This is a genomic window from Pseudidiomarina sp. (assembly GCF_048267825.1).
GTDB lineage: Bacteria > Pseudomonadota > Gammaproteobacteria > Enterobacterales > Alteromonadaceae > Pseudidiomarina.
This window is the reverse complement of sequence record NZ_JBLWWR010000008.1, coordinates 59,953-80,587: the sequence shown is the minus strand read 5'-3', so window position 1 is coordinate 80,587 and position 20,635 is coordinate 59,953. Positions and strand designations below refer to the sequence as shown.

Sequence of the window (20,635 nt, the reverse complement as noted above, 5' to 3'; positions counted from 1 at the left end):
TTCATATGTAGTCTAACAGATTTACGGGGGTTTCTCTAGCTTGGAGCAATAAACCACAGCTATGCCCACTATAAAGCTCATAAAACAAGAGAATGGGGGGATAACAAGGCCTAACTTTACGAGTTTTGAATAGCAAAAAGCCCCGATTTGCGGGGCTTTTTGGGGGGTTTATTGACTTGGTGGGGTGTAGCCTTCAATGTCAACGTCTTTGCCTTCAAACAGAAAAGCTTGCATCTGCTCTTCTAAAAAATTGCGTGCATTTGGGTCCATTAAATTTAACCGCTTTTCATTGATAAGCATGGTTTGTTTTTTCTGCCACTCAGCCCACGCTTGCTTTGATATGCTCTGAAAAATCTTTTCTCCGAGTTCCCCCGGGTAAAGCTGAAAGTCGAGGCCTTCAGCTTCTTTTTTTAGGTATTCGCAATATACAGTACGGCTCATGACAACCTCATGTCAGTTTAAGTTGCAGTCATTTTACGTTGCATAATCACGCCATTGCAAACCTTGTCGGTATCCAAAATTTTAATTTTCCAGAACATGTGTATGAATATATTTGCGGATTGGCGCTGGCAGTCCATATTGAGCTAAAGCATCGAGTGGAACGCGTGTCTTAGCATCGGAATGCGTATAGTTGATTACCGTAGCGTTTAAGCGGTAGTGAGAAAACACGTGTTTAAAACTTCCATGCACGTGCGCTTGACGTGGCAGTTCAGAAAGCTCAGGAAGGCACCAAAGCCGTGGCCATATTCCGTTGGCAGAACGCTGCACCAAGATGACACCGTTGGCATTCACGTCAAGGGCAAAGTACCCATCCTTTGTGGGTAACGTACGCTTAGCGCGTTTTTGCGGGAGCAGATTGACTCTTTCGGTTGCTAAGGCATTACAGGACTTTTGCAGTGGGCATAGTTCGCACTTCGGGTTGCGTGGTGTACAAATCGTCGCACCGAGATCCAACAGCGCTTGCGCGTATTGGCGGCTTTTACTTTGAGGTTTGTATTCTTCAGCTTTTGCCCATATTTGGCGGTTTATCGCACTGGTGCTTGGGTCGCCATCGATGCCAAAATAACGACAAAAGAGGCGCTTTACGTTGCCATCCACAATGGCTGCAGGCTTATTAAAGGCAAATGCCGTTATCGCACCTGCGGTATAGGGGCCGACCCCTGGAACTTCGCGCAAAGACTCCAGCGTGGCTGGTATTTGCCCATTGAGTTCTGTCATGACGTAATCAGCAGCTTTATGCAGATTTCTTGCTCGTGAGTAGTAACCAAGCCCTTGCCACTGGGCCAAAACCTCATCTTCGGAAGCTTGTGCTAGCGTGGCCAGATCAGGAAAAGCCTTCATCCAGCGTTCAAAGTATGGAATGACTGTGCTCACTTGCGTTTGTTGCAGCATCAGCTCGCTTACTAACACGTGGTAGGGCGAAGCCTCGCGCTGCCACGGCAAGGTATTGCGACCATGCTGGTGCTGCCAAGTAATAATGGTGTCTGCAAACTCCGCTGGCTGTAGTGGAGTGATCGCGTCTTGGGAAGTCTTATGAATCATGAAATTTACGTAAACGCTATGTTAAAAAAATAGAAAATAAATCGTAAAGTTGTGTCATTACAGGCATTTTTTTCCATTTTACCCTATAATAAGCCCAACAATTTGAAATTGACCTATGAGAACATAAAAGGAGCATCTCATGAAACGGTTATCAATAGTATCTGCAGCAGTACTTTCGGCGATTGTTGCGGCGCCAGCAATGGCCGTCTCGGGTGACGAGGCAGGTAGCATCTATGTTGGGCCAAGAATTGGCTTATTCGGAACAGACTCAGACCGTCGCGTCATTGAAAACAACCAAGTCCAATCGTTTGGTGGTGGCTTTGACAGTTTCTTCGGCGGCATTGAAGGTGGTTACCAGTTTACTCCAGAGTGGGGTTACCGGGTTTACTACGATTATTTACGCGGTGACTTAGAAACCTCGAACGATAGCTCCAGTGGCGCTGCCTTTGGTATGGATATCATTTACAACTTTTCACCGAACGTTTTTGGCTCGATTGGTATCAACTCAACTGAGTTTAGTGATTTCAGCAACCAATTTGTACGTGTTGGTGCCGGTTATAAACAGTATATCAACGATAATTGGGCACTTACCTTAGAAGGTGCTGTGCAACAGAATGATGGTGACTTGACTGAGTTTATGTTCATGACCGGGCTGCGCTATTATTTTGGTGGCAGCCAAGAACCGACTTATACCAAGCCTGAACCAGCACCTGCTCCAGAACCAGAGCCTGCACCTCCGGTAATGAAAGACTCGGACGGTGATGGTGTGATGGATGACAAAGACAAGTGTCCAAATACTCAGGCTGGTTTTAAAGTTGATGCCGACGGTTGTGTCATGTATGAAAATGAAACGGTAACACGTGAATTAACAGTTACCTTCGCATTGAATTCAGCAGAAATTTCTTCTGCGCAAAGCTCAGACATCCGTGATACTGCAGAATTCTTAAAAGAATATCCGCAACTAGACGTGGTGATTGAAGGGCACACCGATGATACCGGTGCTGCAACCTATAACCAGCAGTTATCCGATCGTCGAGCCAATGCTGTTGGTGACAGCTTAATCAACGATTTCGGTATTGCAGCTTCTCGTGTAACCACAGTTGGTTACGGTGAAAGCCGTCCGAAGTACCCGAATGACTCAGCTGAAAACCGTGCGAAAAACCGTCGCATTGAAGCTGTAATGTCAGTTACTAAGCAGGTTCCAGTTCAAGACTAACTTGCCTGTAGCTAGAAGATAAGAGGCGTGCCAAACTTGCGTTTGGTGCGCCTTTTTGCATAATGAGCGCGGCAAAAATTTAAATCGTATAACTAACCTAAGTCGTGTAACCAAATAGAGGCCTCATGAGCTCCGATAATCTTGAAAAAGCCCAAGCTGAGGGTAAATACATACGCAAAGTGCGCAGCTTCGTTAAGCGTGAGGGCCGACTAACCAAAGGCCAGGCTGCAGCGTTAGAACGAAGCTGGCCAACGATGGGGTTGACTCATGGTCAAGGTTTACTGAATTTGACCGAGGTGTTTGGTCGTGAAGCTCCCACCGTACTAGAAATCGGCTTCGGTATGGGGCGTTCGTTGGTTGCAATGGCTAAAGCTGCCCCCGAGAAAAATTTTATCGGTATTGAGGTTCATCGGCCGGGTGTCGGCGCTTGTTTGCTAGAAGCCGAGGAGGCTGAGGTCAGCAATTTACGGGTCTATGAGCATGATGCTGTCGAAGTTTTGGCAGACTGCATTGCGGACGGGAGCTTAGCCACTGTGCAAGTGTTTTTCCCAGACCCATGGCATAAGAAGCGTCACCACAAGCGTCGTTTGATTCAGCCTGAGTTTGTTGAGCTGCTGCGTAAAAAGCTAGCTATCGGTGGGGTGTTGCATTTAGCAACAGACTGGCAGAATTATGCCGAGCATATGTTAGAGGTGATGCAGGCTGCACCCAAATGGCGCAACCTGTCTGCTGACAATACCTACGTGCCTCGTCCAGCTGAACGCCCGCTAACCAAGTTCGAACAACGTGGCGAGCGGCTTGGACATGGCGTTTGGGATCTGAAGTTCGAGCGCACCGCCTAACAGAAGCTAAATAAGCATATCCAATACTGAGTTCAGGTAGCGGCGCCCCAGGCTTGTGGTTTCCCAGGCGTCGCCTTTATCGAGAACTAAGTTCTTTTCAATTGCTTGTTGAAGCAGGCGGTCAGCCCCAGATGCGGGGAGGCCGGTTCGAGCTTCAAATTCTAGTTTAGACACAGGCTCATAGAGTCTAAAGTAGTTCATAAAGAACTCAAACGTTAACTCTTCAGTAGGCACATCCCACTGCCGATAGCGAAGCGGTTTCGTCAGATCTAAATAACCTTGAGGATGCTTTATCTTCTCACAGCGAATGATTTTATTTTCTGTGGGTAGGGTGATTTTACTGTGAGCGCCGCAGCCTATCCCTAAATAATCGCCAAAGGTCCAATAATTTCGGTTGTGCTGACTTTGATGCTGAGGTTTCGCGTAAGCACTCACTTCGTATTGCTGGTAGCCAGCGGCAGCTAATTTCGCGTGGCCGAGTTCCTGAATGTCCCACAAAACATCATCTTCGGGCAGCTTCGGTGGCCGACTGGCGAAAGCCGTATTCGGCTCAATGGTTAATTGATACCAAGAAATATGTGGTGGAGCCAGAGCTATAATCCCGTCTAAATCGGCCATAGCTTGGTCAATTGTCTGCCCGGGTAATCCGTGCATTAAATCAAGATTAAAGCTTTTCAATGGCAATTTAGCTGCGTGCGCAGCAGCTTGTTTAGCTTGTTCGGGATCGTGTATACGGCCCAAGGCCTTTAATTGTTCGTCTTGGAGGCTTTGCACGCCAATGGAAAGGCGTGTTACGCCGGCATCAACAAACCCAGAAAATCGCTCTGTTTCAAAGGTGCCCGGATTGGCCTCAAGCGTGATTTCACAGTTTGGGCTAAGCGGGATTAATTTACCGATACCCTTCAGTAATTTGGCGATACTTTCGGCTGAAAATAGGCTCGGGGTGCCGCCGCCGATAAAAATACTCGTTAATTCTCGGTTTTGAACCCAGCTTAAGTCAGCGCGAAGATCATCGAGCAAACGGCCGACATATTCCGCTTCCGGAATGTCGTGTTTCAGTGCATGCGAATTAAAATCACAATACGGACATTTTTGAATACACCAAGGCACATGAACATATAAAGAAAGTGGTGGAAGTTGTAATAAGCTCATTGGCTAGCCTGTTGGAGCATTTCTACCAGTTGTTTGAGAGCTTGGCCACGGTGACTTAATTCCTGCTTTTGTTCACGCGACAATTGTGCGGCACTGCAGTGTGCACTGGGAACCCAGAAAACTGGATCGTAACCGAACCCCTGATTTCCCTGTGGTGCTTTCAAAATATAGCCATCCCAGCGGCCATGACAGATAATTGGGGTTGGATCATTCGGCCCACGAAGGTAGGCTAGAACACAGTGAAAGCTCGCTTGGCGCTGTGCATCAGGAACTCCGGCCATGGCGGCAAGTAGTTTTTCGATGTTATCGGCATCGCTGCATCCGGTGCCGGCATAACGAGCTGAATAAATGCCGGGTGCGCCGTTCAAGGCATCAACAGCAAGGCCAGAATCATCAGCCAAAGCGGGTAAGCCAGTGTGTGCGGCGGCGTGACGAGCTTTTAGAATCGCATTTTCGACGAAAGTTAGTCCGGTCTCCTCAACTTCTTCAAATGACCACTCAGACTGCGGACGCACATGCCACCCCAGTGGGGCAAGTAGCCCTTCTAGCTCAGAAACTTTACCTTTGTTGCCGGTCGCTAAGACTAATTCGTGCATGAAGTTTTCACCCGTTTTTAATATTTGCCTGTTATTATACGGGGCATTAGCTATGTCACCAAGGAGAGATGCGTTTGACCAGCATTACAGGAATCATGCTTTTAATGGGCTCGCTGTTGCTCATCAGCATTTTAGCTGCAGTTGTGTCGAATCGACTTGGCGCACCGCTACTACTTACTTTCTTGATCGTCGGCATGTTAGCTGGCGAAGAGGGCTTGCTGGGCATTGAGTTTAGTAATCCTGAATTAGCATTTTTCATTGGTTCATTAGCACTCGTTATTATTCTTTTTGATGGTGGCATGCGCACGCATAAAGAGCGCTTTCGTGTTGCACTCTGGCCTGCCATTAGCTTAGCAACTGTAGGGGTTGCGCTTACCTGTGCAATAACTGCAGCAGGTGTTGTGTGGTTGTTCGATTTACCTTGGCCAACAGCGCTATTAATTGGTGCAATTCTAAGTTCAACCGATGCGGCCGCGGTTTTCAGTATTTTCCAATCTCAAAATTTAAAAATAAAACAACGGGTAGCCTCAACATTAGAAATTGAGTCAGGCACCAACGACCCCATGGCCATTATTCTCACAATGACGCTCACATCGATGATTGCGGCCGCTGAGAGTTTTTCTTGGGGCTGGATGACCGTTGATATTCTCCAGCAACTTGCGCTGGGTTATCTTGCGGGTTGGGTAGGTGGACGCTTTTTTGTCTGGATGGCACAAAAAATATCGGTGCAATTTTCGTTCTTTCCATTGTTGGCGGCTGCAACGGCGGTCGTTATTTTCTCTATCACCAGTGGAATAGGCGGGAGTGGCTATCTCGCGGTTTATTTGATGGGTTATAAAATCGGTAACTCCCGACTGCCGCAGTTGCCCCATATTTTGCAAGTGCAAGATGGTTTAGCGTGGCTAAGTCAGATTATGATGTTCCTGATATTAGGGCTGCTCGTTACGCCATCCCACTTAGTTGAACACTGGGCATTGTCACTCTCGGTTGCCGTACTGATGATTTTCGTTGCGCGGCCGTTGGCGGTGATTACCAGCTTGATTCCTTTTTCCTTTCCGTGGCGTGAGCAAGTATTTATTAGCTGGGTAGGGTTGCGCGGTGCAGTGCCTATTATTTTAGCTTTGTATCCTTGGCTAACGGGTGTTCCGAACGAAGAATTGTATTTTGATATCGCGTTTATGGTGGTTATGGTGTCCCTGATTGTACAGGGATGGTCGTTAGCTCCTATGGCGCGTTGGTTAGGTCTTGAAGTGCCAGCACCAGCCGAACCTGACCGGCGCATGCCATTAGATAGGGTTGGCAGTAATGATCCTATGGAGCTTTGGGCTTATCAGGTCACAGAGCGCTCACCAGCGTGTGACCATTACTGGAATGATTTACGTTGGGATGTCGCCGTTGAATTTGTCGGCGTCATTCGCCGGGGCGAGTGGCTGTTGCCTATGAGCAAACCGCGCCTCTGTGAAGGTGACACGGTATTGGTTGTCGCCAAGCTGGAGCATGTTGACGCGATTAGCCGAGTCCTGGCAGCGGGTGGTAAGCAAACCGAGCTGCAAACCAGTCAATTCTTTGGTGACTTTAGCTTACGTGGTGACTTGCTCATACAAGAAGTGGCGGGGTTCTATCCAGTTGGTGAATTAGACTCCGGGATTATGAATATGTCATTGCATGACTATTTCACCCAGAAGTTTCACCGACGCGTGGTGGTCGGTGATCATCTTCAGTTGGGCTCAGTGCGGCTCACAGTGCGAGAGGTTACCGATGAAGGTTATATCCGCCAAGTGGGTGTAAAGCTGCTCGAAGATAAAAGCAGCCGTTAGTTGACCCAAAATTCTTTATGAAAACGCAATTCATGCGTTTCATCGCCTTGCGTAATGGTTATGAAAAAGCGCAAGGTTTCTAAATTCGAAAAGCGTGTTTGTGCCAGGTAATAAATGGCATCGCCTTCAATGACTTCACGAAACTCGAGACGCTGCTGCTGGCTCAGTGGATTCATCACGTAGCCACTTAAGGTAACTCGCTGAGCTGGCTTATCAGCAGTTGCTGCATCCAGCACTGAAATATTGACCGTGGCTAAATTTTCGCTGCGCGACAACTGATATTGCTGAGCCATTTCTGGCCGCAGCAAGGTTGAGTTAAACGCATTATAGTGTACTTCCCACGGCCCAATTCGCTTACTTTGCTCGGCTACCGCAGTACCCGGCATAATAAGCATGCTGATAAGGGCTACAGCCCCAACAAGTGCGTGTTTCATAACCCCATACCTAAACTAAGTAGATTGTTGAGTAAGATTCTAGCAAATTGAATCGCTACAATAAGAACTAGCACAGAAAGGTCAAGCCCACCAATCGGGGGGGTTATTCGCCGTATCGGCGCTAAAAATGGTTCGGTTAACTGACCTAAAATAGCCATCATTGGATGGTAACCGCGATTAAACCAGCTCATGATCGCCATGATAATGGTCAGCCAGAACAGCAGCGACAAAAACTGAAATAACACCACGGCCAAGCCCATCATCAGGGTATCCGTTATCATCGGCGTCATGCCAGCACTCATGCTGGATAGCACGAGTATTTTTCCAATACCGACAAGATAAGCGAGCAACAGCGTTGCGATGTCCCAGTTGCCCACCATCGGCAATAGGCGCCGCATTGGTTGCACTAAAGGGTTGGTCATTTTAACCACAAACTGGCTCATTGGATTATAAAAGTCGGCACGCGCTGCTTGCATCCACACGCGCAACAAGACAACGATTAAAAACAGGTCGAATACAATTTCAACCAAAAATCGAAAAGCATCCATAGTGGCTCTCTAAATAGTTAATAAAACAGTTCATTAAAACAGTTCTGCCATTTCTTGATTGCGTTTTACGGCAGCTTTCACAGCTTTAGCAGATATATCGTCAATGTCAGCACCTTGATAGACTTCAACACCTTTAGCTGTTGAGCCGCCTTTACTGGTCACTTGTTTACGTAAGTCTTCCAGCTCCAAGTCGCTTGCTATAGCCATTTCAGCTGCGCCTAAGGCGGTTTGTTGCACCATAAGACGCGCTTTCTCTCGGTCAAAGCCTAGCGCGGTCGCAGCTTTTTGCAAGCTGGCCATAAATTCAAAGAAATATGCAGGGCCACTGCCTGCTACGGCACCTAAAATATCCAGTTCATCTTCATTCGCAACCCACAAGGTTGCGCCAACACCGTCGAATGCTTCAGTGATGTAAGCACGGTCATCATCACTGACTCTGTCATCGGCAACTAAGCCAGACATTCCTTTACCGACAAGAGACGGTGTGTTTGGCATAACGCGAATCATACGAATTGAATGACCAAGATATTGGCGGTATTTTTCAATTCGAATACCCGCGGCGATGGTTACTATGAGTTTATCACTCAGATTGGCAACCTGCTCGGTTAGGGCAGCACAAACATCAGCCATGAGTTGTGGTTTTACAGAAAGCACAATAACGTCTGCAGCGTTCGCTACTTCAGCATTATCTTGGCTGGTGTGTACATGCAACGTGTCGCGCATCTTTTCTAGTTTTGCTGGGCTTGGGTTGCTCACGTAAATGAGATCGCTGGGATAGCCACTTTTGACCATGCCGCCAACAATGCTTTGAGTCATATTTCCCGCGCCGATAAATGCGATTTTACGAGGCGATGTCGTCATGTAATCTCTCCTGTTTGTTCATTTTTGGGTAGCCGATCGCCGAATAACGACGTGCCAATACGAACCATGGTCGCGCCTTGCGCAACAGCGTACGGCCAGTCGGCACTCATCCCCATTGATAATGTATCTACTTGTTGATATTGGGCTTTTAACTCAGAAAACAACCGCTGCATGGCGGCAAAGCTTTCAGATGTGGCAGACGCATCACTCCGAGCGGCTGGTATCGTCATCAGCCCACGTAAGCGCAACTGGGGTAATTCTGAGATAACCGCGGCGAGTTCAAGCATTTGTGTTGGTGCTACGCCCGCTTTTGACGTTTCGTCGTCGATATTAATTTGAATTAATACATTTAGTGGTTCACGTTCATCGGCACGTTGCTGCGCTAAACGCCGTGCTATTTTTTCTCGATCGACGCTATGCACCCAGTCAAAATGTTCTGCAATATCGCGGGTCTTGTTTGATTGAATGGGGCCAATAAAGTGCCAGGTAATCGGGTAATCAGACAATTGCACAATTTTTGCAATAGCCTCTTGGACATAATTTTCGCCAAAGTCTCGTTGCCCAGCATTGTAGGCTGCGACAATGTCTGCTGCGGGTTTTGTTTTGCTCACCGCTATTAATTGCACGCTCTGTGCACTGCGCTTATTGGTGCTACACACCTGCGCAATTTCATTACGGACTTCTTTTATGCGTTCAGCTATGCTATTCATCAATGGCTAAAACTCACTTACAAGAGGCTGTTATATGGATATCACTGAGCTACTCAGTTTCTCTGTTAAACATAAATCGTCCGACTTACATTTATCCGCAGATTCGCCTCCTATGATACGGGTAGACGGTGACGTTCGTAAAATAAATATCCCAGCACTGAGTCACAAAGAGGTGCAGGAACTGGTCTACGACATTATGAATGACCGCCAGCGCAAGGAATATGAACAAAACCTTGAGTGCGATTTTTCATTTGAAGTACCAGACTTAGCGCGTTTTCGTGTTAACGCATTTGTGCAAAACCGAGGCGCCGGTGCGGTTTTTCGTACCATTCCTAGCGACGTTTTGACCCTTGAACAGTTAGGCGCGCCTGAGATATTCAAGAATATTTCTGATAACCCCCGTGGGCTAGTCTTGGTAACCGGCCCGACAGGTTCTGGTAAATCAACTACCTTGGCGGCAATGATTGATTATGTGAATGAAAATAAGTATCACCACATTCTCACCATTGAAGACCCAATAGAATTCGTGCATAAAAATAAACGCAGCCTGATTAACCAACGTGAAGTTCATCGCGACACGCATAGTTTTAGTAATGCGTTACGTTCGGCACTGCGTGAAGACCCTGATGTTATTCTAGTCGGTGAGATGCGTGACTTAGAAACCATCCGCCTGGCAATGACGGCCGCGGAAACCGGCCATTTAGTATTTGGTACGTTGCACACAACCTCTGCACCAAAAACTATCGATCGTATTGTTGATGTGTTTCCTGGCGATGAAAAGCCGATGATTCGTTCTATGCTGTCAGAATCATTACGTGCTGTTATTTCGCAAACACTCTTGAAGAAAGTCGGCGGGGGCCGTGTCGCAGCGCATGAAATTATGATTGCAACGTCGGCAATTAAAAATCTGATTCGAGAAGATAAAATTGCGCAGATGTATTCATCGATTCAAACCGGTGCAGCGCACGGTATGCAAACACTTGATCAGTGCTTACAGAACTTGTTGAACCAAGGGCTGGTGTCACGCGCTGATGCGAAGGCGAAATCGGCCAATAAGGATAGTTTCTAATTATGGTTTTAGACAAACTGTTGAAAATAATGGTCGAGCGTAACAGCTCTGACTTGTTTATCTCAGCGGGCTTACCACCAAGCGCCAAAATAAACGGTGAATTATTGCCGCTTAGTGAGCAGAAGCTTAGCGATAATGCAGCCTTAGGCATCGTGAAAGAAGCGCTTGGCGAAAAACATCTTAAAGAATTTATGGAAGAGAAAGAATCTAACTTCGCTATCTTTCGTGAGGGCATCGGCCGCTTTCGGGTGAGCGCATTCTGGCAGCGTCAGCGCGCAGGTATGGTTGTTCGTCGTATCGTTACTGACATTCCAACCGTTGATGAATTGAAATTACCTGAAGTACTGACCAAGTTAATCATGAATAAACGTGGTTTGATGTTGGTCGTTGGCGGAACGGGTACCGGTAAATCAACAACGCTCGCGGCTTTAATCGGTTACCGCAACCATCACTCAAAAGGCCATATTTTAACCATTGAAGACCCCGTGGAATTTGTTCATGAACACGGCAAGTCGATGGTGACACAGCGCGAAGTGGGTGCTGATACAGAGTCATTTGAAGCTGCGCTTAAAAGTTCACTACGGCAGGCCCCAGATGTAATTTTGGTTGGTGAAATTCGCTCGCAGGAAACCATGGAGTATGCACTTACTTTTGCTGAAACGGGCCACTTGTGTGTTGCAACCTTGCACGCCAATAACGCTAACCAAGCCATCGAACGGATCATGCATATGGTGCCGAAGGAAAAAATTGGCAAATTAATGTTTGATTTGTCATTAAACCTTCGTGGAATTGTCGCGCAACAGTTAGTTCCTACCATTGATGGTGGCCGCGTGGCAGCCATTGAGATTCTCCTAAATAGCCCAATTGTTTCGGAAAAAATCGCAACCAATGACATGGGTGAAATAAAGGAAATCATGGCGAAATCGCGCGAGCTCGGTATGCAAACATTTGACCAAGCCTTATTTGATTTGTACAAAGCAGGGCGTATCAGTTACGAAGAAACGTTACGTCATGCCGATGCGCCGAATGACTTGCGCTTGCGGATTAAACTCAGTGGCGACAGTAATGCAAGTGACGATGACAGCGCGTTGCAAGGTGCAACAGTTGATCTTGACTGACTTCGGCTGAAATTTGGGTTAAACTGTGCGCCGTTTTTTAACCTGAATTTCGAGGGCTTTCATGCGTGTGCTAGGAATAGAAACATCCTGTGATGAAACGGGTATCGCTATTTACGATACCGAGCACGGATTGCTGGCACACCAGCTTTACTCCCAAGTGAAGTTGCATGCTGATTATGGCGGTGTTGTTCCAGAACTGGCGTCACGTGATCATGTTCGTAAAACCCTGCCTTTAATTCAAGCTGCACTGACTCAGGCCAATCTGAAATCCTCCGATATTGACGGCGTTGCCTATACGGCAGGCCCTGGCCTTGTTGGTGCTCTGCTGGTTGGCTCCTGCATTGGTCGTAGTTTGGCTTTCGGTTGGAATGTTCCTGCAATCGCTGTGCACCATATGGAAGGCCACTTATTGGCGCCGATGCTGGAAGACCAACCACCGCAATTTCCATTTGTGGCGTTATTGGTGTCGGGCGGGCATACCCAACTGGTTCAAGTTGACGGCATCGGCCAATACACCTTGCTGGGTGAGTCGGTTGATGATGCCGCGGGTGAGGCGTTTGATAAAACTGCGAAACTGATGGGGCTGGACTATCCCGGAGGGCCGCGCTTGGCGGCTATGGCCGAACATGGTGAGAAAGGCGCTTATCGCTTTCCTCGGCCGATGACCGACCGTCCCGGTTTGAATTTTTCTTTTAGTGGCCTTAAAACCTTTGCGGCCAATACGATTGCCAGTACGGATGGCTCCGAGCAAGCGCTCGCCAATGTTGCGCGGGCATTCCAGGATGCCGTAGTGGATACCTTAGTGATTAAATGCCGGCGAGCGTTAGAGCAAACGGGTTTAAAGCGCTTGGTGGTCGCTGGTGGCGTAAGTGCAAACCAACATCTGCGGCAGCAACTGAATGATTTTACCAAACGTATTGGTGGGCAAGTTTACTTTCCGAGAACCGAGTTTTGTACTGACAATGGCGCCATGATTGCATTTGCTGGTGCGCAGCGCTTGGTTGCTGGTGAACGCTCAGACATTCACATAAAAACCTTTCCGCGTTGGCCACTTGAGCAGCTTACCGCACCTGGTTAAATGACTTTAGTCTTTGCGGCGCGTCGTACGCTTTTCTTGCCCAGTACGTAAGCGCACAATATTGGATTGATGGCGCCACATAATCAGCACCGAAATCATAATCACTGGCACGGTATATTGGGGCTTAATCCAGTAGGCGAAAAAGGGTGCCAGGCTAACCGTAACCAGCGCGGCCATTGATGATACACGGCTAATTCGAAAGACCAGTAACCAAGTAGCAATGAGTAATAAAGCCATTTCCCACGCAACTGGGAACATGGCACCAAGCGCGGTTGCAACTGCTTTACCACCGCGAAAATGGAAATACAGCGGGAATATATGACCCAAGCAGGCGGCAACGGCAATAATACCGAGATAGAAGGGTTCAATACCAAGGAAATACGATACCCAAACCGGAATCATCCCTTTGAGTACATCGAACCAGAGCGTCAACGCAGCTGGAATTTTGCCGCCTAAACGGTAAACATTGGTGGCACCTGGATTGTTCGAGCCGGAGGTGCGGGGGTCTGGCAACCCAAATAAGCGGCAAATTAGCACAGCACTGCTAATAGAGCCGAATAAATAGGCTGAGATAATGGCAAGTAAAATTAATGCACCCATAGGTCACTTAAACCGGCAGACAAGCCGTTTGCTTCTGGTCCGCTTTCCGTTACTATTCAAAACCCATAGCATAAGCGCTTTAGCGCTGAAATTCTATTAATACGGTACCACGCATGGATAAAGTTTTTATCGAGAGCTTGGTTGTTGACGCCTACATTGGTGTGTATGACTGGGAACATGAGCAAACTCAGCCGTTGGTGCTTGATCTAGAAATGGATTGGGATAACCAGGCCGCAGCGCGCTCCGAGCAATTAAATGATGCACTTGATTATGATGCATTGAGTAAGGCCGTGACTGCGCTTATCCAATCGCGGCCTCGTGCCTTAATCGAAACGGTCGCAGAAGAAGTTGCGACGCTTGTACTAACGGAATTTAAATGCCCACGCGTCAGGGTTAAAGTCGGTAAGCCTCAAGCGGTTGCAAATGCGCGCCAAACTGCGGTTGAGATTGTGAGGGTTGCTGTGTGAGTACGGTTTGGTTTGGTATTGGCAGTAACCGCGAGCGCGAGCGCTTCGTGCGAGCTGGCATTAGTGCATTACATGATGCGTTTGCAACATCAGACCAACCAATGTACGTGTCACGAGTGTTTGAAAGTGACGCCGTTGGCTTTTCCGGGAACCGTTTCTTTAATCTCGTGGCCCGCGTTACAACTGATTTAGGCATTGAGTCGGTCAGTGCTATTTGTAAAGACATTGAGCGCCAACACGGGCATGCCGATGGTGCAACGCGGTTTAGTCCGAGAACTTTAGATATCGATATTCTGCTTTATGACGACGTGATCAGTGAGAGTCCGGTGCAACTGCCACGCGCCGAAATATTGACCAACGCTTTTGTGTTATGGCCATTGGCAGAAATCAGTCCAAATAGTCGGCATCCACAAACAGGTAAAAGCTTTGCAGAACATTGGCAAAACTATCGTGGCGAACAAGTGCTGGAGCCGTTATCTTTCGAGTTTGATGCACTACCACACCTTAAACGTATTCAACCATCTACAAGGAAGTCATTATCGTGAGCACTTTGGAAGCTATTATTCTCGCGTTAATTCAAGGTTTTACTGAGTTTCTGCCGATATCGAGTTCGGCACATTTAATTTTACCGTCGCAATTGTTTGGGTGGGAAGATCAAGGTTTAGCGTTTGATGTCGCTGTTCATGTCGGCACATTGTTGGCTGTTGTTTTATATTTCCGAAATGAAGTGGGCGAGCTGCTGGTGAATTGGGTCGCTAGCTTGCGTGGTCGGCACAACGCGCATAGCCGACTGGCGTGGCTAATTATTTGGGGCACTATTCCCGCTGGCTTAGCTGGATTACTCGGCAGTGATTTAGTCGAAAACTTCGGACGTTCAGCGTTGGTCATCGCAACCAGTACAGTTGTTTTTGGTTTATTGCTTTGGTTTGCTGACGCGCGGGCATCTCAACAACAACAGCTGGAGCAGTTAACATTTAAACAAGTAATGATAATAGGCGCAATGCAGGCATTAGCCCTGATTCCTGGCACATCGCGTTCAGGAATAACAATGACTGCAGGCATGTTGCTTGGGCTGACTAAAACGGATGCGGCGCGGTTCAGCTTTTTACTATCGATACCGATAATTATTATGGCTGGTGGTTATCAAGGGCTTAAATTAGTGCAGCAAGCTGAACCCGTGGCTTGGTCGCCGGTAATCATTGGCGTGCTCACATCCTTTGTTGCGGCCTATGTATGTATTCACGTGTTTCTGCAGGTTATCAGCCGGATGGGTATGTTGCCGTTTGTTATTTATCGGCTCGCGCTTGGTACATTTTTATTTATCTTGTTCATATAATTGCGTTACTGCCATGCATTCAGCATGGCAGTACGCTGCGCGTCTCTTACTGCCACTCCAATCTCAGGCCCATTTAATGACTCACCGTGTTGGGCCGCTTTAGCGATAACATCTTTGGCTTTCACTAATTGTGCTTGTTCAAATGCCAAGCGTAGCTGCTGTGCTTCGCTCGCAGGCAGGCCCAGCGCTCTCCATAATGTCACTAACCGCGCAAACTTTTCAGGGCGACGCCATCCATCCGCTTGGCCGATAGCATTAAAGGCCCAATTTGCGTCAATAGCGTGATGGGGCTGATAGTTTATTTTTAATGCTGCCGCAGTTAAGTCTTGATAGTCATTTGGCACCCGCAAGCGCTGTTGTAAGCTGGTTAGTTGCACATGGTTAAGCCGCTGGCATGTCAACGCCCAGGCAATCGTGGTGTCCGCTTCGCTCTGAATGCGTTTAAGTTGGCTGGCCATATCACGTGTATTGAGTGTGTTTGCGAGTTCTGAAAACCACGGTGTCAGTGCGTTTGCCGCAGTTAAAACTTGCCAGTAAACATGTGGCGATGAACTGGTCAGTGCCTTTTCGGTTTCCCGCCACACACGCTCTGCAGCAAGCGTGCTCAGTTCACCTTGAGCGCTCATAGCCTGCATTAACGCAAGCGTTTCGGGTGCAACGGTAAATCCATCTTCAGCAAAACGTGCGGCGAAGCGCGCGACGCGTAATACCCTTAACGGATCTTCAGCAAAGGCGGGCGACACATGACGTAAACTTTTTTGCTTAATATCATCTAAGCCATGGTAGGGGTCGATGAGCTGGCCAGTGTCATCTTGTGCAATCGCATTGATGGTGAGGTCGCGTCGCAATAGGTCTTCTTCTAGTGTCACTGTCGTATCAGCACTCACGGCAAATCCAGTATAGCCTTGTCCCTGTTTACGTTCAGTGCGAGCGAGCGCGTATTCTTCCCCAGTTTTGGGGTGCAGAAACACCGGGAAATCCTTACCTACCTGGCGAAAGCCGCGTGCCAGCATGTCTTCAGCACGAGCACCGACTACAACGTAGTCACGCTCATGCACTGGTTTACCCAGCAATTGATCACGAACAGCACCACCAACTAAATATATTTTCACGCTCACTCCTTATCATTTCATAAGATGATCGCGAATCACTGGCTCTGTTGCAAGCGAGTCGTTACACTGATGGGTAAAATAGCCACTATCCCAGTGAAGTTACTATGTATCTCAATTATTTTGGATTGCACACAGAGCCTTTTTCAATAGCGCCTGATCCGCAGTTTCTTTATCTTAGTGAACGGCATCAGGAAGCGCTGGCGCATTTGAGCTATGGGCTACAAGGCAGCGGCGGCTTTATTCTGCTAACCGGCGAGGTTGGCACCGGGAAAACCACAGTTTCCCGTGCCCTGCTCGAACAGTTGCCCGAGCAAACTCAAACCGCATTTATATTGAACCCGATGCTTAACTCTGATGAGTTACTGGCAACGTTGTGTGATGAATTCGGTATCAGCTACGACAAACGGCACGTCACGTCCAAACAACTCACCGACAAGCTCAGCCATTTTCTATTGCAGGCGCATGCCAATAATGCGCAGTGTGTTGTTCTTATTGATGAAGCTCAGCACCTGCAGCCACAAGTTCTTGAACAACTGCGATTATTGACGAATCTGGAAACCAACCAGCAAAAGTTGCTGCGGGTGATTCTCATTGGTCAGCCTGAACTACAAGATCTTTTGCGTCGGCGCGAATTGCGCCAACTTGCACAGCGTATCACTGCCCGCTATCACTTGTTACCGCTGCAGTTAGCTGACTCAGAACGTTATATTAATTACCGATTGCAGGTTGCTGGCGCGCAACGTGGTCTATTTGACAGGGCAGCGATCAAGAAAGTGCATATTGCCAGTGAGGGGATACCACGGCGCTTGAATCTGCTTTGTGATCGAGCCCTACTGGCAGCGTACAATGACCAGCAATCGGTTGTTTCAGTTAAGCACATTCAACTTGCGGTGCGTGAGCTTGATGGTGGCGAAGCAAAAAGTCAGCGTTCAAATGCATTCCGGTTTACTCGCATCGTTGCTGCCAGCGTGCTGGTGGCTGCGCTGAGTGCAACCACCGCTTGGTATGTTGGGTATCTCGAGAATAAGAACACGCCAATTCATGGCGCGGAGCAGGGAGGTTCTGGCGAATCCCCCATCGCATCATTAGCTGCTGCCTGGCAATTACCGCGGCCCCCACAAGAACCTGCATTTTGTGATTGGGTACGAACCTTTGAATTGTTGTGCGTGCGTGGTAGCGCGCGTTTTGATCAGATATTAATTCCGAAATTCCCGGTTTTACTTGATTTAGGCGGTGGTGAATTGCAATTTGTTGACAGTATGAACACGCAACCTGACGCCAACTGGACCGGAGAATTTATTGCGGTATTGCCGCAACCACCGGGTTACTCGGCGGCCGACGCGCAAACGGCTGAATCGGTTTATCAACGCTGGCTAGCGCAGCAGCTTATGGATTCAGACAGCGCACCAGAGGCAACCTTCTCGGAGCAATTGCAACAGTTGCAACAACAGGCAGGGTTACGTGTAACAGGGCACCTTGATGCATTAACCTTATCGTGGTTGACCGCTCAAAGCACGCCTAGTGGACCAAGGTTGCAAGACAGTGTTGAGCAGGAGAATAAGTAATGTCGTCGGTACTTAAAGCACTCAGAAATCAACAGTCGCCACTGCTTAAAGCGCATTCGCAAGTAGCGTTGGAATCGGCCGTTAAGCCAGCAATGGCACTAGGGCGTATCGTTATCCTGCTTGTTAGTCTCATCGTTGCTGCTGGCATTGGCTGGCTAGGGGTTCAGTATTGGCTGTCAAACAACACCGTAGCGGTTGTAGAGCCAGCACCGCAGGCATCCTATCAACTGGGAACAATCGCAGCCGTAATCGAGCCACAGTGGCCAGAATCAGAACCAGAACAAGAACAATCAACCGCCGAGCAAATTACTGCAGTGGAACCGAGTGAAGCTATTACCAGCTCCGCACAGCGTCAGGCAGAAAATTCGGTCGTTAGCGATGATCAAACCATTGACTTAAATCAAGTTTCTCCCGAATTATTGAGCGCTTTTGAGAATGCTCTTAATGAGGATGGTGAAGGGCGAAGCGTTGTACCTACCTTGGCTACCTTAAGTCGGGACTTTCAGCGCACCGTACCTTCGTTTAGCTATGACGGGCATCAATATTCATCCCGCGCACAAGCACGCTGGGTGGAATTAGCTGGTGTCAGGCTATTTGAGGGCGAGCGTTGGCAGGGGTTAACTGTACTGACAATAGCTCCGGCACATGTTGTACTGTCACGAAATAATCAAGCATTTCAACAGCCCGCTTTGGAAGACTGGACAAAGCCCTAGTTAATCTGTTATTAAAACACCTGTTTAAATCCACTGTTTGATTTCGTAGTGAAGTCAGCGTTATTTAAGAGGTGTTGTCATGGCGGACTATCGCGTTCCTCGTGAAGATATGCAGTTTGTGCTGCAAGATGTTTTTAAAGTTGAGCAGGATTGGGCCCAATTCGCTGAGTTGTCTGAGTTAGATATGGACACTGCTGTTGCGATTATTGATGAGGGTGCCAAATTAGCAGAAACGCTTATCGCACCGAATGCTCGTGCCGCTGACGAAGAAGGTGTGACGTTCGAAAACGGCAACGTGACAACGCCAAAAGGCTACAAAGAGAACTTTAAACAGCTCGCTGAAGGCGGTTGGGTTGGCGTTACGGCCAATCCAGAATTTGGGGGCATGGGGCTTCCGAAAAGCATCTCTGCTCAATACGAAGAAATGTTATGTGCCGCCGATATTTCCTTCTCGCTCTATTCTGGCTTAACAGCTGGCGCGATCATGACCATTGATCAGCACGCTGACGACAGTTTGAAAGCAACCTACCTTGAAAAAATGATTAGTGGCCAGTGGACGGGGTCCATGTGTCTAACGGAACCGCATGCAGGAACTGACTTGGGAATAATTCGCTCCAAGGCTGAGCCTAACGAAGACGGCAGTTTTGCAATTACCGGTACGAAAATATTCATTACCGGTGGTGAGCATGATTTAGTCGACAATATTGTGCATTTGGTGCTGGCTAAATTACCGGATGCACCGGCGGGTAGCAAAGGCATCAGCTTGTTCCTTGTACCGAAATTTTTAGTTCAGCAAGATGGCTCGTTAGGGGAGCGCAATGGTGTTCATTGCGGCTCTATTGAACATAAAATGGGTATTCACGCCTCGGCAACGTGCGTCTTGAACTTTGACGGCGCCAAGGGTTGGCTGGTTGGCGAGCCCCATCGCGGTTTGCCAGCAATGTTCACCATGATGAATTATGAACGTTTAGGTGTTGGTATTCAGGGGCTTGGTGCTGCCGCTCGCTCATATCAGAATGCGCTGGACTATGCACAAGATCGGCTGCAAGGTCGTGGCGCTAAAGCAACTCGCGAGATGCAAAAAGAAGCTGACCCACTGATTGTGCACGGCGATGTGCGTCGCATGCTGTTGACGATGAAGGCCTTTGTTGAAGGTGGACGAGGGTTTTCTACCTACGTTGGGCAACAGCTTGATATTGCAAAATATGCACAAGAACCGCAACAAAAGGCGCGCGCAGAAGCATTAGTGCAGCTGTTAACACCGGTAGCCAAGGCATTTCTCACGGATACAGGCTTTGAAGTGACCGTAATTGGCCAGCAAGTGTTTGGTGGCCATGGCTTTATTCGCGAGTGGGGTCAAGAACAGCTTGTCCGTGATGCGCGGATTGCTCAGATTTATGAAGGAACCAACGGTATTCAAGCGCTTGATTTATTGGGACGCAAGATAGCCGGTTCGCGTGGCGAGTTACTGCAACCATTGCTGCAGGACATTCAAGACTTGCTTGATCAGCCACTCGCAGGTTTAGAGGCTGAGTTTAAGCAACTTGCTGAAGCAACAGAGCTATTGCGCACTATCACGGGTGAGGTGCTTAACCGCGTTGGTGACGATGAAAATATTATCAACAGTGTTGCCGTTGAATACCTCTATTTGGTGGGATACGTCGCATTTGCCTATATATGGTTGCGCATGGCCGTTGTCGCCGACCCGTTGGTGGCTGAACGCCCTTATTTGGCAAGTAAGGTAAAAACAGCGAAGTTTTACATGGCTCGTATTTTGCCACGTATTCATGGTTTAGCTGGGGCTATTCGAGATGGCAGTGAAAGTTTGTATCGGCATGAAGTGGGCGAGTTTTAATCGC

Annotated in this window: 22 protein-coding genes; 12 read left to right on the top strand and 10 right to left on the bottom strand. The window is 48.1% G+C overall.

All coding sequences use genetic code 11. The features are described 5' to 3' along the window. Positions 1 to 168: 168 nt before the first annotated feature. Together ACN0UN_RS08225 and mutY are read right to left on the bottom strand one after the other, a co-directional pair. Positions 169 to 441: an oxidative damage protection protein gene (locus tag ACN0UN_RS08225; RefSeq protein WP_417659548.1), complete on the bottom strand. Its 273-nt coding sequence runs from the start codon at positions 439 to 441 to the stop codon at positions 169 to 171. Between the two features lie 81 nt (positions 442 to 522). Next, the gene (mutY, locus tag ACN0UN_RS08220) at positions 523 to 1,542 is read right to left on the bottom strand and encodes an A/G-specific adenine glycosylase (protein ID WP_417659547.1); all 1,020 of its coding nucleotides are present in this window, start codon (positions 1,540 to 1,542) and stop codon (positions 523 to 525) included. A gap of 139 nt (positions 1,543 to 1,681) precedes the next feature. On the opposite strand from mutY, the gene ACN0UN_RS08215 reads away from it, so the two are divergent. Then, complete coding sequence (locus tag ACN0UN_RS08215) at positions 1,682 to 2,758, top strand: OmpA family protein (protein ID WP_417659546.1); 1,077 nt, start codon at positions 1,682 to 1,684, stop codon at positions 2,756 to 2,758. Positions 2,759 to 2,883: 125 nt separating this feature from the next. Continuing rightward, the gene (trmB, locus tag ACN0UN_RS08210; RefSeq protein WP_417659545.1) at positions 2,884 to 3,600 is read left to right on the top strand and encodes a tRNA (guanosine(46)-N7)-methyltransferase TrmB; all 717 of its coding nucleotides are present in this window, start codon (positions 2,884 to 2,886) and stop codon (positions 3,598 to 3,600) included. A 6-nt stretch (positions 3,601 to 3,606) separates the two neighbouring features. Here the strand turns inward: trmB and hemW are convergent, their stop codons facing one another. Beyond that, positions 3,607 to 4,752, bottom strand: coding sequence for a radical SAM family heme chaperone HemW (gene hemW / locus ACN0UN_RS08205; protein WP_417659544.1), 1,146 nt, complete (start codon positions 4,750 to 4,752; stop codon positions 3,607 to 3,609). Beyond that, positions 4,749 to 5,348 carry an XTP/dITP diphosphatase gene (locus ACN0UN_RS08200; protein WP_417659543.1) on the bottom strand — a complete coding sequence of 200 codons (600 nt, stop codon included), beginning with the start codon at positions 5,346 to 5,348 and terminating at the stop codon, positions 4,749 to 4,751. The genes hemW and ACN0UN_RS08200 overlap by 4 nt, the downstream gene beginning before the upstream one ends. A gap of 68 nt (positions 5,349 to 5,416) precedes the next feature. On the opposite strand from ACN0UN_RS08200, the gene ACN0UN_RS08195 reads away from it, so the two are divergent. Then, on the top strand, positions 5,417 to 7,165 hold the full coding sequence (locus tag ACN0UN_RS08195; protein WP_417659542.1) for a potassium/proton antiporter: 1,749 nt from the start codon (positions 5,417 to 5,419) through the stop codon (positions 7,163 to 7,165). Here ACN0UN_RS08195 and ACN0UN_RS08190 read toward each other — a convergent pair. From ACN0UN_RS08190 to ACN0UN_RS08175, 4 genes are read right to left on the bottom strand one after another with little or no spacing between them, the layout of a single operon-like run. After that, on the bottom strand, positions 7,162 to 7,599 hold the full coding sequence (locus tag ACN0UN_RS08190; RefSeq protein WP_417659541.1) for a DUF4426 domain-containing protein: 438 nt from the start codon (positions 7,597 to 7,599) through the stop codon (positions 7,162 to 7,164). The genes ACN0UN_RS08195 and ACN0UN_RS08190 overlap by 4 nt on opposite strands. Continuing rightward, a complete protein-coding gene (locus ACN0UN_RS08185; protein WP_417659540.1) occupies positions 7,596 to 8,147 on the bottom strand; it encodes a YggT family protein in 552 nt (183 codons plus the stop codon). Before ACN0UN_RS08185 ends, ACN0UN_RS08190 begins: the two co-directional genes overlap by 4 nt. A gap of 33 nt (positions 8,148 to 8,180) precedes the next feature. Next, entirely contained in the window at positions 8,181 to 9,008 is an 828-nt protein-coding gene (gene proC / locus ACN0UN_RS08180; protein WP_417659539.1) for a pyrroline-5-carboxylate reductase, read from the bottom strand. Next, positions 9,005 to 9,718, bottom strand: a complete 714-nt coding sequence (locus ACN0UN_RS08175; protein ID WP_417659538.1) for a YggS family pyridoxal phosphate-dependent enzyme — start codon at positions 9,716 to 9,718, stop codon at positions 9,005 to 9,007. Before ACN0UN_RS08175 ends, proC begins: the two co-directional genes overlap by 4 nt. Positions 9,719 to 9,752: 34 nt before the next feature. On the opposite strand from ACN0UN_RS08175, the gene ACN0UN_RS08170 reads away from it, so the two are divergent. The 3 genes from ACN0UN_RS08170 (at position 9,753) to tsaD (ending at position 12,983) form a co-directional block, all read left to right on the top strand. Beyond that, positions 9,753 to 10,787 carry a type IV pilus twitching motility protein PilT gene (locus tag ACN0UN_RS08170; protein ID WP_128352063.1) on the top strand — a complete coding sequence of 345 codons (1,035 nt, stop codon included), beginning with the start codon at positions 9,753 to 9,755 and terminating at the stop codon, positions 10,785 to 10,787. A 2-nt stretch (positions 10,788 to 10,789) separates the two neighbouring features. Further along, on the top strand, positions 10,790 to 11,905 hold the full coding sequence (locus tag ACN0UN_RS08165; protein ID WP_417659537.1) for a PilT/PilU family type 4a pilus ATPase: 1,116 nt from the start codon (positions 10,790 to 10,792) through the stop codon (positions 11,903 to 11,905). Between the two features lie 61 nt (positions 11,906 to 11,966). Then, positions 11,967 to 12,983 carry a tRNA (adenosine(37)-N6)-threonylcarbamoyltransferase complex transferase subunit TsaD gene (tsaD, locus tag ACN0UN_RS08160; RefSeq protein ID WP_417659536.1) on the top strand — a complete coding sequence of 339 codons (1,017 nt, stop codon included), beginning with the start codon at positions 11,967 to 11,969 and terminating at the stop codon, positions 12,981 to 12,983. Between the two features lie 6 nt (positions 12,984 to 12,989). On the opposite strand, the gene plsY is transcribed toward tsaD, so the two are convergent. After that, positions 12,990 to 13,583 (bottom strand): glycerol-3-phosphate 1-O-acyltransferase PlsY, encoded by a 594-nt coding sequence (gene plsY / locus ACN0UN_RS08155; protein WP_417659535.1) that lies wholly within the window; start codon positions 13,581 to 13,583, stop codon positions 12,990 to 12,992. Positions 13,584 to 13,696: 113 nt separating this feature from the next. On the opposite strand from plsY, the gene folB reads away from it, so the two are divergent. The 3 genes from folB to ACN0UN_RS08140 are packed head-to-tail and all read left to right on the top strand — an operon-like array spanning position 13,697 to position 15,386. Next, entirely contained in the window at positions 13,697 to 14,050 is a 354-nt protein-coding gene (folB, locus tag ACN0UN_RS08150) for a dihydroneopterin aldolase (protein WP_417659534.1), read from the top strand. Next, entirely contained in the window at positions 14,047 to 14,595 is a 549-nt protein-coding gene (gene folK, locus ACN0UN_RS08145; protein ID WP_417659533.1) for a 2-amino-4-hydroxy-6-hydroxymethyldihydropteridine diphosphokinase, read from the top strand. Before folB ends, folK begins: the two co-directional genes overlap by 4 nt. Then, positions 14,592 to 15,386: an undecaprenyl-diphosphate phosphatase gene (locus ACN0UN_RS08140; protein WP_417659532.1), complete on the top strand. Its 795-nt coding sequence runs from the start codon at positions 14,592 to 14,594 to the stop codon at positions 15,384 to 15,386. The genes folK and ACN0UN_RS08140 overlap by 4 nt, the downstream gene beginning before the upstream one ends. Positions 15,387 to 15,391: 5 nt before the next feature. Here the strand turns inward: ACN0UN_RS08140 and ACN0UN_RS08135 are convergent, their stop codons facing one another. Further along, entirely contained in the window at positions 15,392 to 16,498 is a 1,107-nt protein-coding gene (locus tag ACN0UN_RS08135; RefSeq protein WP_417659531.1) for a tRNA nucleotidyltransferase, read from the bottom strand. Between the two features lie 104 nt (positions 16,499 to 16,602). On the opposite strand from ACN0UN_RS08135, the gene ACN0UN_RS08130 reads away from it, so the two are divergent. The 3 genes from ACN0UN_RS08130 (at position 16,603) to ACN0UN_RS08120 (ending at position 20,631) form a co-directional block, all read left to right on the top strand. Beyond that, on the top strand, positions 16,603 to 18,063 hold the full coding sequence (locus tag ACN0UN_RS08130) for an ExeA family protein (protein WP_417659530.1): 1,461 nt from the start codon (positions 16,603 to 16,605) through the stop codon (positions 18,061 to 18,063). Continuing rightward, the gene (locus ACN0UN_RS08125) at positions 18,063 to 18,776 is read left to right on the top strand and encodes a general secretion pathway protein GspB (protein ID WP_417659529.1); all 714 of its coding nucleotides are present in this window, start codon (positions 18,063 to 18,065) and stop codon (positions 18,774 to 18,776) included. The genes ACN0UN_RS08130 and ACN0UN_RS08125 overlap by 1 nt, the downstream gene beginning before the upstream one ends. A 79-nt stretch (positions 18,777 to 18,855) precedes the next feature. Beyond that, positions 18,856 to 20,631 (top strand): acyl-CoA dehydrogenase C-terminal domain-containing protein, encoded by a 1,776-nt coding sequence (locus ACN0UN_RS08120; RefSeq protein ID WP_417659528.1) that lies wholly within the window; start codon positions 18,856 to 18,858, stop codon positions 20,629 to 20,631. Positions 20,632 to 20,635 lie beyond the last annotated feature (4 nt).